The organism is Blastomonas sp. CCH1-A6, assembly GCF_001556365.1.
GTDB lineage: Bacteria > Pseudomonadota > Alphaproteobacteria > Sphingomonadales > Sphingomonadaceae > Blastomonas > Blastomonas ursincola.
On record NZ_LSIS01000296.1, the window covers coordinates 1 to 16487 of the forward strand.

At 64.9% G+C, this 16487-nt stretch carries 16 protein-coding genes; 5 read left to right on the forward strand and 11 right to left on the reverse strand.

The window, feature by feature from the left end; all coding sequences use genetic code 11:
- Positions 1-50 precede the first annotated feature (50 nt).
- From AX735_RS14120 to AX735_RS14135, 4 genes are all read right to left on the reverse strand, one after another.
- On the reverse strand, positions 51-2444 hold the full coding sequence (locus tag AX735_RS14120; RefSeq protein WP_066281516.1) for a TonB-dependent receptor: 2394 nt from the start codon (positions 2442-2444) through the stop codon (positions 51-53).
- A gap of 147 nt (positions 2445-2591) precedes the next feature.
- Positions 2592-2969, reverse strand: coding sequence for a hypothetical protein (locus AX735_RS14125; protein ID WP_066281519.1), 378 nt, complete (start codon positions 2967-2969; stop codon positions 2592-2594).
- Positions 2970-2994: 25 nt separating this feature from the next.
- Complete coding sequence (locus AX735_RS14130; RefSeq protein ID WP_066281522.1) at positions 2995-3984, reverse strand: aldo/keto reductase; 990 nt, start codon at positions 3982-3984, stop codon at positions 2995-2997.
- Positions 3981-5201, reverse strand: a complete 1221-nt coding sequence (locus AX735_RS14135; protein ID WP_066281523.1) for a dicarboxylate/amino acid:cation symporter — start codon at positions 5199-5201, stop codon at positions 3981-3983. The genes AX735_RS14130 and AX735_RS14135 overlap by 4 nt, the downstream gene beginning before the upstream one ends.
- A gap of 253 nt (positions 5202-5454) precedes the next feature.
- On the opposite strand from AX735_RS14135, the gene glmM reads away from it, so the two are divergent.
- From glmM to AX735_RS14155, 4 genes are all read left to right on the forward strand, one after another.
- The gene (gene glmM / locus AX735_RS14140; RefSeq protein ID WP_066281526.1) at positions 5455-6798 is read left to right on the forward strand and encodes a phosphoglucosamine mutase; all 1344 of its coding nucleotides are present in this window, start codon (positions 5455-5457) and stop codon (positions 6796-6798) included.
- Positions 6798-7028 (forward strand): DUF1272 domain-containing protein, encoded by a 231-nt coding sequence (locus AX735_RS14145; RefSeq protein ID WP_066281529.1) that lies wholly within the window; start codon positions 6798-6800, stop codon positions 7026-7028. The genes glmM and AX735_RS14145 overlap by 1 nt, the downstream gene beginning before the upstream one ends.
- Before the next feature lie 109 nt (positions 7029-7137).
- Positions 7138-8283: a bifunctional hydroxymethylpyrimidine kinase/phosphomethylpyrimidine kinase gene (gene thiD, locus AX735_RS14150; protein ID WP_066281531.1), complete on the forward strand. Its 1146-nt coding sequence runs from the start codon at positions 7138-7140 to the stop codon at positions 8281-8283.
- 113 nt (positions 8284-8396) lie between these two features.
- A complete protein-coding gene (locus tag AX735_RS14155; RefSeq protein WP_066281532.1) occupies positions 8397-9020 on the forward strand; it encodes a superoxide dismutase in 624 nt (207 codons plus the stop codon).
- A gap of 95 nt (positions 9021-9115) precedes the next feature.
- Here AX735_RS14155 and AX735_RS14160 read toward each other — a convergent pair whose 3' ends face one another.
- The 7 genes from AX735_RS14160 to AX735_RS14190 form a co-directional block, all read right to left on the reverse strand.
- Positions 9116-9757, reverse strand: coding sequence for a hypothetical protein (locus AX735_RS14160; protein WP_066281539.1), 642 nt, complete (start codon positions 9755-9757; stop codon positions 9116-9118).
- The gene (locus AX735_RS14165) at positions 9742-10209 is read right to left on the reverse strand and encodes a hypothetical protein (RefSeq protein ID WP_066281542.1); all 468 of its coding nucleotides are present in this window, start codon (positions 10207-10209) and stop codon (positions 9742-9744) included. Before AX735_RS14165 ends, AX735_RS14160 begins: the two co-directional genes overlap by 16 nt.
- Before the next feature lie 85 nt (positions 10210-10294).
- Positions 10295-10942, reverse strand: coding sequence for an inner membrane-spanning protein YciB (locus tag AX735_RS14170; RefSeq protein WP_082751110.1), 648 nt, complete (start codon positions 10940-10942; stop codon positions 10295-10297).
- Between the two features lie 8 nt (positions 10943-10950).
- The gene (gene ftsY / locus AX735_RS14175) at positions 10951-11877 is read right to left on the reverse strand and encodes a signal recognition particle-docking protein FtsY (RefSeq protein ID WP_023836455.1); all 927 of its coding nucleotides are present in this window, start codon (positions 11875-11877) and stop codon (positions 10951-10953) included.
- Complete coding sequence (gene mtaB / locus AX735_RS14180; protein WP_066281547.1) at positions 11874-13238, reverse strand: tRNA (N(6)-L-threonylcarbamoyladenosine(37)-C(2))-methylthiotransferase MtaB; 1365 nt, start codon at positions 13236-13238, stop codon at positions 11874-11876. The genes ftsY and mtaB overlap by 4 nt, the downstream gene beginning before the upstream one ends.
- Before the next feature lie 5 nt (positions 13239-13243).
- Positions 13244-14038, reverse strand: coding sequence for a diaminopimelate epimerase (dapF, locus tag AX735_RS14185; RefSeq protein ID WP_066281551.1), 795 nt, complete (start codon positions 14036-14038; stop codon positions 13244-13246).
- Between the two features lie 41 nt (positions 14039-14079).
- A complete protein-coding gene (locus AX735_RS14190; protein WP_156447512.1) occupies positions 14080-15768 on the reverse strand; it encodes an EAL domain-containing protein in 1689 nt (562 codons plus the stop codon).
- 418 nt (positions 15769-16186) lie between these two features.
- Here AX735_RS14190 and AX735_RS14195 point away from each other — a divergent pair.
- Positions 16187-16487, forward strand: a 301-nt coding sequence (locus AX735_RS14195) for a signal recognition particle receptor subunit alpha (protein ID WP_202189583.1), incomplete at its 3' end; no start/stop codon positions are given.

Sequence of the window (16487 nt, forward strand, 5' to 3'; positions counted from 1 at the left end):
CCACCCAACCCTCCCCCATCGAGGGGGAGGGCTTTTCATGCGTCTCGATGTCAGAACTTCGCCGCGACCTGAACGCCGTAGAGGCGCGGTTCCCCGGCGATGAAGGTCGCCGTGCCGAACGCGCCGCCGGTATTGCCCGCGTCGATCAGGTAATCCTCGTTGGCAAGGTTGCGGGCAAAGGCGGTGATTTCGTAGCGGCCCTCGTCGAAGCGGACGCCTGCGCGCGCGTTGATCAGCAGATAGCCGTTCTCGCTCAGCCGCTCGCTGTTCGGGATTTCGAAGAACTGCTTGCTCGAATAGGTAACCGTCGGGAAGAAGAACAGCTCGGCGCTGTCGCCCACCGGAACGGTCACGTCGATGCCTGCGGCCGCCTTGTGCTTGGACTGCAGGCGGAACCGATTGTCCTGGAACGCCGGATTGGGCGATTCGATCTTGGCATCGATATAGGCATAGTTGGCGAACAGGCGGACGTTGTTGCCGATCCGCAGCGCGCCTTCGACTTCCACGCCGAAATTGCCGGCATTGCCCGCGTTGACCGGCACGGTCTGGCCCTGCTGGTTGAAGAAGCTGGTCTGGAAGTTGGAATAATCCTGGTAGAAGGCGCCGATCGAGCCCGAGAATCCGCCGAAGGTCGCCTTGACGCCGCCCTCGTAGTTCCAGATCTTTTCTTCTGCCACGAGCGTGAAATTCGGCACCGGCCCTGCGGCGGTCGCGCTGGCGCTGAGGTTCAGCACCGGCGAGCGGCGACCCTTTGAGATGGTGGCGTAGACATTCACTTCATCGGTGACGCGGTAAAGCGCGTTGAAGCGCGGCAGCCACGCATCGAAATTGTCGCGGACGCGGAACACCTGGCCTGCGGTGTCGACCGCGCCGAGCAGCGAGACGCCGCGCACACCCAATGAGGCGAAGATCTGGCTGCCGGGCTGCACGGCCGTATAGGTCGACGCGCGCTCCTCGTAGAGATAGCGCACGCCAGCCGACAGTTCGAACCGGTCGGAAATGTCGAAGGTCAGATCGGCAAAGGCCGAATAGACCGTGTTCTTGCCGCCATTGGTGAAGGTGCTGCTATAGGGCAGCACCGTCGCCGCGCCGCGCGTCAGGATCGCGGTGGCATTGCGCGCCGGATTCGGGCTGTTGAGCGCGGCGCAAGTCGAGGCGCCGGGCACGCCGAGCGCTGCAGCGACGTTGTTGCGCACCGGCGCAAAGGCAGGGAACGGCGCGCAGCTGATATAGGTGCCTTCATCGGTCAGGAACGGCACGGCCTGCGTGCCCTCTTCATGAAACACGTTGAAGCCGAAAAAGCCGCGCAGCCGGTCGCTGTCATAGGCGAAGCGGGTCTCGTGGCTCATCTGCTCGCCCTGTGCATCCTCGGCAAATTCCAGGAAGAACAGCGCGGTGCCGTCGGCATCGAAGGTCTCGAGGCTGTCGAACTTGCGATAGCCGGTGATCGAGGTCAGCGACCATCCGCCGCCCATCGGGGTCTGGAAGGTCACGCTGGCATCATAGACCTCGCGGTTCAGACCCAGCTTGGGCAGGCCCAGGATCGCTCGGCTGAGATCGGCGGGCGCGCCGCCCAGTTCGGAGAAGGTGAACGGGCTGGTCGTGCCGCCGGTGGGCGCGATCGATCCGGACTTGAACGCGGTGCCAGGGTTGCGCTGCTGCTCGTAGTTGAACACGAAGTCCATCGTGCTCTCGGCGGTCGGCCAGATGCGTAGCGATCCGCGAATGGCGAACTGGTCGATGCCGTTGAGGTCCGCCTGCGGATTGGCGGTGGTGCGTGCCGATGTGGTGCCAGCATCGCCCGCGATGTTGCGGACATAGCCGTCGCGCTTCTTGTACGATGCGGCGATGCGCCCGGCGATCCTGTCGTTGCCGACATTGATCATCGCGCGGCCCTCATAAAGGTTGAAATTGCCGTAGCTGCCGCGCAGGTCGGCCGAAAAGCCCGGCTCGGGCTTGGCGGTGATCACCGAGATCGCGCCGATCGTCGCGGCGGTGCCGAACAGCGTCGCCTGCGGGCCCTTCACCACCTCGACCCGGTCAATGTCGAACAGGTCGAAATACGATCCGCGCGAGCGCGAGACGTCGATGCCGTTGAGATAGATGGTCACGCGCGGCGCGATCTGCGCGCTGCCCGAATCAGAGGTGATGCCGCGGATGACAAACCCGGGATTGTTCGCGCTCTGCTCCTGGATGTTGAGGCCGGGAATATAGGCGGACAGTTCGTCGAACTCGTCGATGCCGATCTTGTCCATTTGCTCGCCGTTGATGGCAGAGACGGTCAGCGGCACGTCCTGGATCGACTGCTCGCGCTTCTGCGCGGTGACGATGATGGTGTTGTCGCTGCCGCTTTCGGCATCGGCCTGATCCTGGGCGAGGGCAGGGTTGGCCGACAGGGCGATGGCGAGCGAGAGCATCGAGACGCGAAGGGGGAAACGGGGCATTGCGCATGTCCTCAGATTGAGTGGAATGCGCGCCCTCTGCATCCGAGCGGCGTCTTTTGTGCGTCGCAACAATTACAGATTGATGGCGTTTCGGAATTCGTTTTGTAACATCGCGACAATCGTCCGGCGGACGCGACGGAAAGGGCTCTAGTTCAGTCGTTTGCGAGCGCGAAGCTGCTTGCTGATGGGAAACAGCACAAGGGCTGGCACCCAGACCACCGCCCATAGCACCGCGAACAGCGCGATCTCGTTCAGATCGGTATGCAACAATAACCGGGGGCTGTGGAACAGATAGGTTCGCCAGCATTTGCGGCGGCATTCGATGCCATAGGCTTCCGGCCAGCCGGTCACGTCCGAGAAATGCAGGTACAGCGCGAACACTATCGCGCCCAGCCCGGCCAGTCCTGCCACCATCAGAGCCACTTGCATCCAAGACAGCTTGACGGCGGCGGTCTCTCCGGGCGGACCGGACGATGCACGATCGCGGGTTTCCGAATCTGGCGGCGGACTGTCCGGTGCCTCCATCGACCGATCCCGCGCGCGAATGGGCTCAGAGCCGGACCATCTTCATGCCCATTTCGCCATAACGCTGGCCTGCGGTCGACCCCGGCGGCGCGGCGGCATCGAGTGCGTCGAGATCGGCGGCGCTCAACGACACATTTACCGCGGCCATCGAATCCTCGAGCGTTGCGCGGCGCTTCGACCCCGGGATTGGCACGATGTCCTCGCCCTGTGCGAGCAGCCAGGCGAGCGCGATCTGCGCGGGCGATACCCGGTGCGCAACCGCGATCTGTTCGACCACATCGACCACGCCCATGTTGATCGCGAAATTTTCTTCCGAATAGCGAGGATCGTTGAGCCGGTAATCGCCTTCGGGCAGATCCGAACGCTGGCTGATCAGGCCGGTCAGGAAGCCGCGGCCCAGCGGGCTGTAGGGGACGAAGCCGATGCCGAGATCCTGGCACAGCGGCAGGATCTCCTCCTCCACCCCGCGCTCCCAGAGCGAATATTCGCTTTGCAGCGCGGTGATCGGGTGCGTGGCGTCGGCGCGGCGGATGGTGTCGGCGCCTGCCTCCGACAGACCGAGATAGCGCACCTTGCCTTCTTCGACGAGCCGCGACATCGCCCCGATCGTCTCCTCGATCGGCACATTGGGGTCGACGCGGTGCTGGTAGTACAGGTCGATCGTTTCGATGCCGAGGCGCTTCAACGAACCCTCGCAGGCGCGGCGCACATTCTCCGGGCTCGAATCGACGCCGCGATAGCCGCCGTCCTCAATCCGGAAGCCGAACTTGGTGGCGATCACCAACCGGTCGCGGCGGCCCTTGATGGCCTGTCCCAGCAGTTCCTCGTTGACATAGGGGCCATAGACTTCGGCGGTGTCGAAGAAGGTAACGCCCAGTTCGATCGCGCGTTCGAGCGTGGCGATGGACTCGCGATGATCGGCCTTGCCGTACATCGCCGCACCGATGCCCGCCATCGGCATGCAGCCCAGGCCCAGCGCCGAAACCTGCAGCCCGCCCAGTTTGCGATAGATCATTCCTTGTCTCCTTCGGCGCGGGCAATAGTCGTCGTGACCGCCATGTCCATCGTTACATTACTCAAGGTTCGCATGATATCGGGGAAGACTTCGATCGCCAACAAAAGTGCCAGCGGTTCGACGGGCACACCCATGGCAATACAGATCGGGGCGATAGAACTGATGAAGCTGATCGAACCGGGCAGCGACACCGCGCCCATGGTCGTGATCGCGGCGGCGGCGACGCCGGCGGCCAGGGCCACTGGGCCGAGCTCGACGCCCATCAGATGCGCGACATAGATGGCGACGGCCAGGTTCATGCACGGACCCGTGGCGCGGAACAGCGCGACCGCGATCGGCAGCACGACATCGGCAGTGCGTTCGCCGACGCCGAGCGCACGCACGCCGGTCAGCATCGCGGGCAGCGAGGCGAGCGAGGATTGCGTCGAGATCGCCACGGCCTGGGCAGGGATCGAGGCGCGCAGGAAGGTGAGCGGACCCGTACGCCCGCCGATCCAGGCGAGGGCAAAGCCCGAAATCCACACCACGCCGCCGACGCTGGTGACGACCAGCACATAATGGCCGAGCGCGCCGAACGCGGCGACGCCCGCGCGCGATCCGACCACCAGCCCGAGCGCGAACACGCCGATCGGCGCGAGCGCGAGCACCCAGCCGATCAGGATGATCATCGCATCGGCAATCGCGGCGAACAGGCCCTGTACCGGCGCGCGCTGATCGGGCGATAGCCGAGTGAGCGCGAAGGCGAAGGCGAGGGTGAAGATGATGAGCGGCAGGATCGCGTCATTGGCCGCAGCGGCGACCGGATTGGTCGGCACCAGCGCGCGCAGGAACTCGGTGAAAGGGGGCACCTCGCCGGTCGGCTGGGCGGTGGCGAGCGCACCTCTTAGCGCGGCGCGCGCGGCCTCGGGCAGCGGAAAGGCGGTAAGCAGTGCCGGCGTCACGATCGCCGCCATCGCGGCCGAGGCCCAGAGCAGCGCGATCATCGTCGCGATCGCGCGCACCGTGAGCCGACCGGCGCTTGCCATCTGCGCGGTGCGAAGGATGCCGGTAACCAGCAGCGTGACGACCAGCGGCACCACCGTCATCTGCAGACCGCGCAGCCACAGCGATCCGACCACATCCGCGCCGTTGACGAGGCCCGGCGCGTTGCCGCCGATCGCCATCCCCAGCGCAATGCCGATGGCGAGAGCGCCCAGGACCAGAAGGGTTTTCAGCATTCAGTCAGGGCCCTTGTATCTTCATGATTCTGTTTGGTTTGCGATCCTGATTTCTTATGAACACGGATTGCGCGATCCGTCACCCTGAACTTGAATCCGGGCCCATTTCGCCTCTCGCGGCTTCGGCTGCGGGGGCACGATGGATGCTGGAACGGGTCCAGCATGACGGGATTTGACATGACCGCTGGCGACAGAGTTGGCAAGTCCCGGCCCAATCCGCTAAGCCGCGAAAAAACCAGGCAGGGGTTCACGCGTGACACGCAAGTTTTTCGGCACCGACGGTATCAGGGGACGCACCAATCAGGGTTTCATGACCGCAGCCATGGCGATGGCGGTAGGCCAGGCCGCAGGCGCGCATTTCCTGCGCGGCAGCCACAAGCACCGCGTCGTCATCGGCAAGGATACCCGGCTTTCGGGTTACATGATGGAAAATGCGCTGGTCGCGGGCTTTACCAGCGTCGGCATGGATGTGGTGCTGGTGGGCCCGATGCCGACCCCTGCGGTCGCATTGCTCACCCGATCGATGCGCGCGGACCTTGGCGTGATGATCTCGGCCAGCCACAACCCGTTCCAGGATAACGGCATAAAGCTGTTCGGCCCCGATGGCTTCAAGCTCTCCGACGAGGACGAGATGCAGATCGAGGCGATGCTCGAAGCGGGCAATCCGCAGCTCGCCGCCTCCGAAGCGATCGGCCGCGCCCGCCGGATCGAGGATGCGCGCGGCCGCTATATCCATGCGGTCAAGGCCTCGCTGCCCGATCAGGTGCGCCTGGACGGCCTCAAGATCGTCGTCGATTGCGCGCATGGCGCCGCCTATCAGGTCGCGCCCTCGGCCTTCTGGGAACTGGGCGCGGAGGTGATCGCGATCGGCGTCAATCCCAACGGGCTCAACATCAATGACTGCGTCGGTTCCACCCATGTCGAGGCGATGCAGGAGCGGGTCGTTGCCTCGGGCGCGGATATCGGCATCGCGCTCGATGGCGATGCCGACCGGCTGATCGTGGTCGACGAGAAAGGCACCATCGTCGATGGCGACCAGATCATGGCGCTGATCGGCGGCAGCTGGGCGCGCCAGGGGCGGCTGCGCGGCGGCGGCGTGGTCGCGACGGTGATGTCGAACCTGGGGCTGGAACGCTATCTCAAGGGCCAGGGGCTCGAACTCGTCCGCACCAAGGTGGGCGACCGCTATGTGCTCGGCGCGATGCGCGCGGGCGGTTACAATGTCGGCGGCGAACAATCGGGGCACATGATCCTGACCGACCATGCCACCACCGGCGACGGCACGGTCGCCGCGCTGCAGGTGCTGGCCGAGCTGGTACGCGAGGGCAAGCCCGCGAGCGAGCTGCTCCATCTGTTCGATCCGGTGCCGCAGCTGCTCAAGAATGTGCGCTTCTCGGGCGGCAAGCCGCTCGAAAACCCCAAGGTGCAGAAGGTCATTGCCGATGCCGATGAGGAACTGCGGGGCAAGGGGCGGCTGGTGATCCGGCCCTCGGGCACCGAGCCCGTCATCCGCGTGATGGCCGAAGGCGACGATGCCGCGCAGGTCGAGGCTGTGGTCGACCGCATCTGCGCGGTCGTGGCGGAGGTGGCGCTCTGATGCTGGAAATGCGCCCCGATTGCGAACGCTGCGGCGCGGATACGCCTGCGCAGGACCCCGGCGCATTCATCTGCTCGTTCGAATGCACCTTCTGCGCCGAATGCGCGGAGGAGCTTGACGACCGCTGCCCCAATTGCGGCGGCGAGCTGGTCGACCGCCCGGTACGGTCCAGGAAGCTGCTCGAGAAATTCCCCGGCTCGACCGTGCGGAAATTCACGCAGCATGGGTGAGCTTGCCCTGCACACCCCTTCCGTTTGTCCCGAGCGTAGTCGAGGGACGTGATCGTAAAGGGTCGTGCTGGGTCCCTCGACTTCGCTCGGGACAAACGGATGTAGGTATATGACTGATCAAGCGCGCATCCTGACCATCGCAGGCTCCGATTCCGGTGGCGGCGCGGGCATTCAGGCGGATATCAAGACCATCACCATGCTGGGCGGCCATGCGATGACCGCGATCACCGCGATCACCGCGCAGAATTCGCGCGGGGTCGATGCGGTGCAGGTGCTCGAGACCGCCATGGTCATCGCCCAGATCGACGCGGTGGCGCGCGATTTCGGGCTGGATGCGATCAAGGTCGGCATGCTGGGTTCGCCCGCGATCGCCGAGGCGCTCGCCGACTGGCTTGTCGCGCATCCCGGCATTCCTGTTATCTTTGATCCGGTGATGATCGCCTCTAGCGGGGCGGTGCTGGCGGACGAAGCCACCATTACGGCGTTCAGGCGGCTGATGGCCTGCGCCACGCTCGTCACGCCGAACCTGCCCGAGCTCGAGGCGCTGGGCGGCGAGGCGGCGGTGCTGGACCTTGCGCCCGCGCTGCTGGTCAAGGGCGGCCATGCGGGGGGCGATACCGTCACCGACCGGCTGGTGACGCGCGAGGGCGAGGTCGCGCGCTGGAGCGATCCGCGGATCGACAGCCCGCACAGCCATGGCACCGGTTGCACGCTCTCCATTGCGATCGCGACGCTGCTGGGGCAGGGCGTCCCGATGGAAGCCGCGATCGAACGCGCGCGCCGCTTCGTGCGGCTGGCGCTGCGCGATGCGCCGGGGCTGGTCGCCAGCAACGGCCCGATGGGGCACCAGCGCGTGCGCAACGATGCGCTTGCCCCCGGCTGGCATCTCAACCAGGTGACGCTGGGCGCGACCGATTATGCCGCCTCGGTCACCTTCTACCGCGCGCTGGGTCTCACCCAGATCGTCGACAGTCCGGACAATGGCTATGCCCGGTTCGAGGCGGACAACGGCGCGACGCTCTCGATCCATGTCGGCGAGGCGGTCGGCGGTGCGATGGTCTATCTCGAATGCGCCGATCTCGACGCGCGCGTCGCGGCGCTCGCCTCGGAAGGCTTCGCCATTGATCAAGACCCAATCGACGAGAGCTGGGGATGGCGCGAGGCGCGGCTGAGCGACCCGGCGGGTAATGTGCTGTGCCTCTATTTCGGCGGCGAGAACCGGCGCTATCCTCCCTGGCGGATCGCAACCGAATGAGGTGCTTCCCGTAATTGCGGCAACCCCGCGCATTGGCCCTTTACCCGGCTACGCAATTGCCCATATGCGTTGCGGCAATCGTTCCAACGCTTTTCCAAAACAGGAGATGACCCATGGCTTTCGTCCTTCCCCCGCTCCCCTTTGACAAGACCGCCTTTGGCGACGTGATGTCGGCGGAAACCTTCGACTATCACCACGGCAAGCATCACAATGCCTATGTCGGCAAGGCGAACGACATGGTGAAGGGCACCGACCTGGAAGGCGCGAGCCTGTCGCAAGTGATCGTCGCCGCGAAGGAAAAGGGCAACAAGGGCCTGTTCAACAACGCCGCGCAGATCTGGAACCACACCTTCTTCTGGCACTGCCTCAGCCCCGAAGGCCAGTCGATCCCCGGCTCGCTCGAAGAGCGCATCAAGGCCGATTTCGGCTCGGTCGCCGATTTCAAGGACAAGCTGAAGGCCGAGGCCGTCGGCCATTTCGGCAGCGGCTGGGCCTGGCTGGTGCTCAACGGCGACAAGCTGGAAATCACCTCGCTGCACGACGCGGATTCGCCGGTCGCGCACGACGGCATGAAGCCGCTGCTGACGCTCGATGTGTGGGAACACGCCTATTATATCGACTATCGCAACGCCCGCCCGGATTACCTGTCGACCGTGCTCGACAAGGCGATCAACTGGGAATTCGTCGCGCAGAATCTCGACGGCAAGGGCACCGAAAGGGCTGACCAGGAGGGTTGATAACCCAGATGTCATGGCCTGGCTTGCTTCATCGACCGCAAGCCAGGCCGGGAATTGAGCGGGGCTACGATGATGTCGCGGCCCCGCTTTTCGTTTCAGGGCTTGCCGCTTTCCGGGACATTGTAGGCTACGAACTCATCACCCAGGCACTGGAAGGTCGAGCCGTTTGTCGGTTGCCAGCTTTCGAGCCGTCCAGATAATCCGGGATAGGCTGTGGCCAATTGCTGGCGGGTCGATTCCAGGTCAGACGAAAAACGCATGGCATTGCGCCGTTCTCCGTCCGCCATCTTCTCGAGCGCGAGCATCTCGAAGTCGCCGATATAGGTGACGCTGCCCGGCTCGACGCGAAAGTGCGGCGCGCCGAGGCAGAAGACGTCGGTATAGGTCATGTTGAACGTCCGGCCTGCCAGCACGTAATCGCCCGCGGGAACAATCGCCACACGCAGCGCCTTTTCGCCCTTCTTCCCGCCGAACACCGTATAGCTGTACGTGATCTTTGTGCCGACCGGCTGGCCCTGCGCGTCCAGCGCGACCTTCCTGGTGGCCGGGTCATAGCGGTAGAACAGGATGCGATTGTCGCCCACCATGCCCGGCGCATGGGGACGCAGCACGATCATGGCCTCATTGGCTGCCGGGACCGGTCGTTCGGGTTTCTTCAGATCCACCTGCTCGGTCAGTTGCGCCATGGCCGGACCCGCCAGCACGAGGCCGAACAGGGCAATCAGTTCTTTTGCCATAGCGCCGGCTCCGCATAGTCGTTGTGCCAGGTGCGCAGCAGACTGCCGCGCGTCGGCTTTTCGGCGCCGACAAGAACGGCGAGCTCAGCGTTGCGCTCAGCCTGTGGCAAGGCCTTCCACGCCCGGCCCTCCTCGCGCGTCATCGCATAGAGGTTCCAGCCGCGGATCAGCATGCAGTTCTCCGTGTTGATCCGCTTCTGGTCGCCATCGGCCAGAGCACCGCCAAAGACTGCGGCAAGGCCTCCGGCCAGGACATCGATGGTGTTGATCTGCGATTCGGCGCCGCTCGCCAGCTTCCGACAGCTTTCGGTTTCGCGCGTCGCAAGTTCGGCAGTTGCTCCGGGCTTGTTGAAGAAAAAGCCGTTGCCGCGATCGACTTTGGTCGATGCCCAACCCGGTGTCGGCACACACACGGCCAAAAGGGATGCAAATATCAAGAGCTTGTTGGCCATCCTCATCATTCCAGCATGATCGCATTGCACCGATCATCGGACCGGCTTGCGATTCCTTGTTGTTCCGAGGCAGCAGCGCGCTCTTCTAATCTTTCGCTTCAGCACCTTCAAGCGCCAGGCCGTGCTTCATCAGCATCGGGATCTGGCTCATCGCGAAGAGGAAGGACAATGCGGTGACGCCCCAGACCTTGACCGTCAGCCAGGTCTCGAAGGTCAGGAACTGGCGCAGTCCCTCGTTGATCAGCGCCATCACCACGAAGAACAGCCCCCAGTTGCGCGAGAGCTTGAGCCAGCCGGTCTCGTCCAGCCCATCGTATGCCGCTTGCAGCAGATAGCGCAGCAGCGGTTTGCCCATCGTCCAGCCGCCGAGCAGCAGCGCGGCAAAGCCCGAATAGATGATCGTCGGCTTGATCTGGATGAAGCGTTCGTCGTTGAAATAGACCGTCAGCGCGCCGAAGCCGACGACCAGCACGGCGCTGAGCCACAGCATCGGCGAGACGCGGCCCAGCCGCCATTTGGACACGGCCACCGCGACCAGGATAGCGAGCATGAACGCCAGCGTGCCGTTGATCGCCGCGCGCGTGCTGGCGAGCGCCGCGCCATCGCTCTGGGTCAGCTTGAAGACCGCGAAGAAGATCAGCAGCGGGCCGAAATCGAGCAGCAGCGGCAACAGGCTGCCTTCGGACTTCTTGCGTGGTGCGGCCACGGCCTCGGCGGCTGCGGTCTGCGGCATTTCCTCGCTCACTTGGTGCCTCCGGCGATGACATGCGCCAGATATTCGGGATCGAACGGACGCAGGTCGTCGATTGTCTCGCCCACGCCGATCGCGTGGATCGGCAGGCCGAATTTCTCGGCCGCCGCCACCAATATGCCGCCGCGCGCGGTGCCATCGAGTTTGGTCATCACGAGACCGGTAACGCCCGCGACCTCCTTGAAGGTCTCGATCTGCGACAGGGCGTTCTGCCCGTTGGTCGCATCGAGCACGAGCACCACGTCATGCGGTGCCTCGGGGTTGAGGCGGCCGAGCACGCGGCGAATCTTGGCGAGTTCGTCCATCAGCTCGCGCTTGTTCTGCAAGCGGCCTGCGGTATCGACGATCAGCACGTCGATGCCGGTGGCGGTCGCCTGCTTGACCGCATCGAACACGATGCCCGCCGCATCGCCGCCTTCCTTGCCGCTGACGATGGGGATGCCCAGCCGCTCGGCCCAGACCTTGAGCTGGCCGATCGCGGCGGCGCGGAAGGTATCGCCCGCCGCCAGCATCACGCCATAATCCTGTTCCTGGAACAGGTGCGCGAGCTTGGCGATCGTGGTGGTCTTGCCCGATCCGTTGACGCCGATCACCAATATGACCTGCGGGCGCGGAAAGGCGATGATGTCGAGCGGCTCGGCGACGGTGCGCAGCGACTTGGCGATTTCCTCGCCAACGATCTCGCGCAGGCCGTCCTCGTCGAGCCCGCGCTCGAACCGGCCTTCGGAAAGCCGCGCGCGCACCTTGCCCGCCATCTGCGGTCCCAGATCGCTGACGATCAGCGCTTCCTCGATCTCGTCGAGCTGGTCCTCGTCGAGCCGCGATTTGGTGACCAGACCCGTCAGGTTCTGGGTCAGCTTGTCGGACGTCTTGCGAAAGCCGCCCAGCAGGCGCTCGCTCCAGCTGCCCTCGCTCATGTTTCAATCTCCGCTGTCAGCATGTCGCCGCTCTGTCCCGTGATCGCCACTGGCACGATCCGCCCGATATGGGAAGGATCGGGTGCGGGCAAAGCGATGCGCACGAAATTCTCGGCATGGCCGGTGCGCCCGTCGCGCTCGACCAGAAGGTTCTGCCGGGTGCCGACCAGCGAAGCGCGCCAGCGTGCGGCGCGCGCCTGGGCGGCGGCGCGCATCTCGGCGGCGCGCGCCTTGACCAGCGCGCGATCAAGCTGCGGCATCCGTGCGGCAGGCGTGCCCGCGCGCGGGGAAAAGGGGAAGATATGGCCGTGCACGACATCGCACGCCTCGAGGATCGACAGGTTGTTCGCGTGCATCGCCTCATCCTCGGTCGGGAAGCCCGCGATCAGATCCGCGCCGATGGCGATCTCGGGCCGCCTGGCCTTCATCCGTTCGACCAGCGCGATCGCCTGCGCACGGCTGTGGCGGCGCTTCATGCGCTTGAGGATCATGTCGTCGCCCGATTGCAGCGACAGGTGGACATGCGGCATCACCCGCGGCTCACCGGTGATCAGCTCGAACAGCCGGTCGTCGACCTCCACCCCGTCGAGCGAGGAGAGGCGCAGGCGCTTCAATTCGGGCACGAGCTTCAGCACGCGTTCGACCAGGAGCCCGAGGCTCGGCGATCCGGGAAGGTCGGGGCCATAGCTGGTCACGTCTACCCCGGTCAGCACCACCTCGGCATAGCCGCGTTCGACCAGCGCGCGCACCGCATCGACGACGGCCCCGGCGGGCACCGAACGGCTGTTCCCGCGGCCATAGGGGATGATGCAGAAGGTGCAGCGATGGTCGCACCCGTTCTGCACCTCCACGAACGCGCGGGCATGTTCGGCAAAGCTGGTGACCAGGTGCGGCGCGGTCTGGCGCACGGCCATGATGTCGGAGACTTGGACTTTCTCTCTTCCGAACTCGGAAACCCCTCCGTTTGTCCCGAGCGAAGTCGAGGGACGTATGTCTGAACGGTTGTTACGAGGTCCCTCGACTTCGCTCGGGACAAACGGGCCTGGGACAGTGAAAGCCGTGGCCTCGAGCTTCTCCACATTCCCCAGCACCCGGTCGACCTCGGGCATGGCGGCGAACATCGCGGGGTCGGTCTGCGCCGCGCAGCCCGTCACCACGACCTGCGCATCTGGCCGCGCCTTGCGGATCGCCTGGCGGGTCTGGCGCACCGCCTCGTTGGTGACCGCGCAGCTGTTGATCACGACCACATCGTCGCGCCCGGCGAGCAGCGCGCGCATCGCCTCGCCCTCGGCAATGTTGAGGCGGCAGCCCATCGAGATGATCTCGGGACCGGCAAGGACAGGGGCGGCGGTATCGGCCATGATCGTCAGAGGTCGATCTCGCCGGTAAAGACATGGGTGGTGGGGCCGGTCATCTGCACATGGCCGCCAGGCTGCCAGTCGATGATCAGCGTACCGCCGGGCAAGTGAACGGGCACCGGGCCGGTCACGAGCTTGCGTCGGATCGCGGCGACGGCGGTGGCGCACGCGCCGGTGCCGCAGGCCTGGGTCAGCCCTGCGCCGCGTTCCCACACGCGCAGGTGCAGGCCATCGTCTGCGAGATGCGCGACATTGACGTTGACGCGTTCGGGGAAGAGCGGGTCATGCTCGATCATCGGCCCCAGCCGTTCGAGCTCGACGGCATGGGTATCGGCCACGAAGAAGATGACGTGCGGATTGCCCATGCTGACCGCGACCGGATCGGCCAGATCTTCCCAACCCACCGGCATGGTCAGCGTGTCCATAGCATAGGCCAGCGGAATGGCGTTCCAGTCGAGGCCGGGCAGGCCCATGTCGATTGTCACGGCACTATCGGCCATTGTCCCGCCGAGCAGACCCGCGCCGGTCTCGATCGTGACGTCGCGCCCCGCCAGCGCGACGACGCAGCGCGTGGCATTGCCGCAGGCGGCGGCCTCGCTGCCATCCTGATTGAAGATCTGCATGAAGAAATCGGCGCGCTGCGAAGGGCGCATGACAATCAGCTGGTCGCAGCCGATGCCGCGATGCCGGTCGGCCAGCGCGCGCGCTTGATCGCCGCGCAGGGCGAGATCGTGTTCGCGGGCATCGAAAATGACGAAGTCATTGCCGAGACCATGCATCTTGTGGAAGCGGTGTTGCGCCATGGCGGCGCTTTAACGCGGGTGCGCCCGTGAGGGAAGCGCGATCACTCGCCGCGCGCGGCGCGCAGCTGCGGTTCGGTGAACTGTTCGGGCTCTGCGTTGACCGCCGGCTGGGGTGTCCAGCCCAGGCCGAGCAGGTTGCGCTCGGCCAGCAGGCGACGTGCCTGTTCGACCGACAGCGGCTGGCCGAAATGGAAACCCTGGCCCTTGGCGCAGCCGATCTCGGCGAGATGCGCGATCAAGTCGCCATCCTCGATGCCTTCGGCGGTGATCGGCAGGCCCATGGACTCGCCCAGCAACGCGATGGTCTGGACGATGGCACGGCTTTCCTTGCTCTCGTTCATCGAGGTGACGAAGCTGCGGTCGATCTTGATCCGGTCGAACGGCAGCGCGCGCAGATGCGCCAGCGAGCTGTAGCCAGTGCCGAAATCGTCGAGCGCGACGCGCACGCCCTGGTTCTTGAGGCTGCCGATGATCGACTGCGCCAGGCCCATATTCTCGAACAGGCAGCTTTCGGTGATCTCGATTTCCAGCCGGCTGGCCGGAAAGCCCGTCTCGACCAGCAGCTTGACGATCTTCTGCGCCAGCCACGGATCGCGCAGCTGCACGGGCGAGATATTGACCGAGATCGAAAGGCTCTGGTCCCAGCCGCGCGCATCTTCCATCGCCTGACGGATGACACAGGCGGAAAGGTCGCCGATCATGCCGGTATCCTCGGCGATCGGGATGAAGATGTCGGGCGAGACCTGGCCGAGCTCGGGCGAATTCCAGCGTGCCAGCACCTCGAAACCGATCAATGTGCCGGTGTTGAGATCGATCTGCTGTTCGTAATAGGGCACGAACTCGCCGCGGCCGATGCCCACGCGCATGCCCGATTCGATCTTGTTGCGGAACTGGACCTCGTTCTCCATGCGCGGATCGAACCAGCAATAGCGGTTCCGTCCGTGCTTCTTGCTGGCGTACATCGCGATATCGGCGCGGCGCATCAGCACGTCGAGGCTGTTGTTGCACTGATCGGCGCGGGCGATGCCGATCGAGGCGGTGACGGTGAGTTCGGCGGTGCCGCTGCTGGCCGGGCCGGTGATCGGCTTGCTGACCTGCTCGATCAGGTCTTCGGCAACGCGCTGCACGGTCTCGGGGAAGTCCGCGTCGAAAATGAAGGTGCAGGCGAACTCGTCGCCGCCCAGTCGTGCGACATGGCTGTTGGGGGGCATCGTCGCCTTGAGCCGCCGTGCCACCTCGACCAAGACCTTGTCGCCCGCGTCATGGCCCTGGATGTCGTTGATATTCTTGAAGTTGTCGAGATCGAGCATCAGGTACGCGACGGTCATGTCGCGCCGCGTGGCCTGCGCGATCAGGCTGGCCGTGGCCTCGCCGATCGCGCGGCGATTGAGGCAGCCGGTCAGCGGATCGGTAACAGCGAGCGTCTTGGCCAGTTCCTCGGCATTCTTGTGGTGGGCGATCTCGCGATGCAGTTCGCTATAGCGCCGCCAGCCGAAGATGATCAGTGCGATGTTGAGCAGCAGCGCGCTGACCGCAATGCTGTTGGGCGAGACGGCGGCGCCGTTATAGTGGCGGATCGCGTCGGGCATGATGCTGCCGGCCGTGCCGATGAACATGACGATGGCCGCCGTCATGATACCGCCGGCAACGAAATCGCGGCTGCGCGTGACGCGCCCGCTCAGATCGTCGGTGCGGCGGTTGCCCGGATTGGCGATGGTCTCATGCGGCACAATCATTCCCCTCAACCGAGACGTGGAGTCCGGTCGAATGGTGGCAACCTAAGCAAGGATCGTTAAAAGAGTGTTTATGCGAATACCGCCAATATGGGGGTGAGGCGCGGAAATCTGCGGGATGCGGTGGTAAATTGCCGGTTAACGCTGGCTTCCGCGCGGCAGGGTTGCTCGGCGACTTGATAGTCGGGGCTTGCCAAATGAGGCAAGCTGCTCTAGGGGCGCGTCAGCCTTGCGCGCAGGTTCTGCGTTCATGGCACCCAGTTCAGCCGCTTATACCGCCTTGTCGGTTCATGCGCGCGCCGGTCGGCGAGGTTTCGCCCACCGGCGATTTTTGCGTTTGGCGTGCGGCAGTCCGGGGTGTCCTTGATCGTACCGGTGCGGGCAGCCATCTGGGCGGACAGAAGGAGAAGCGGATATGTTCGATAATCTGACTGATCGCCTTGGCGGCGTGTTCGACCGGCTGCGCGGACGCGGCGCGCTGAAGGAAGAGGACGTCCGCGCCGCGATGCGCGAGGTCCGCATCGCGCTGCTCGAGGCCGATGTCGCGCTTCCGGTCGTCCGCGATTTCATCAACACCGTCACCGAACAGGCTGTCGGCCAGGCGGTGCTCAAGTCGGTCGCGCCGGGCCAGCAGGTCGTCAAGATCGTCAACGACGCGCTGACCGAGATGCTGGGCTCCGAAGCCAGCGATCTCGATCTCGCGGTCGCGCCGCCCG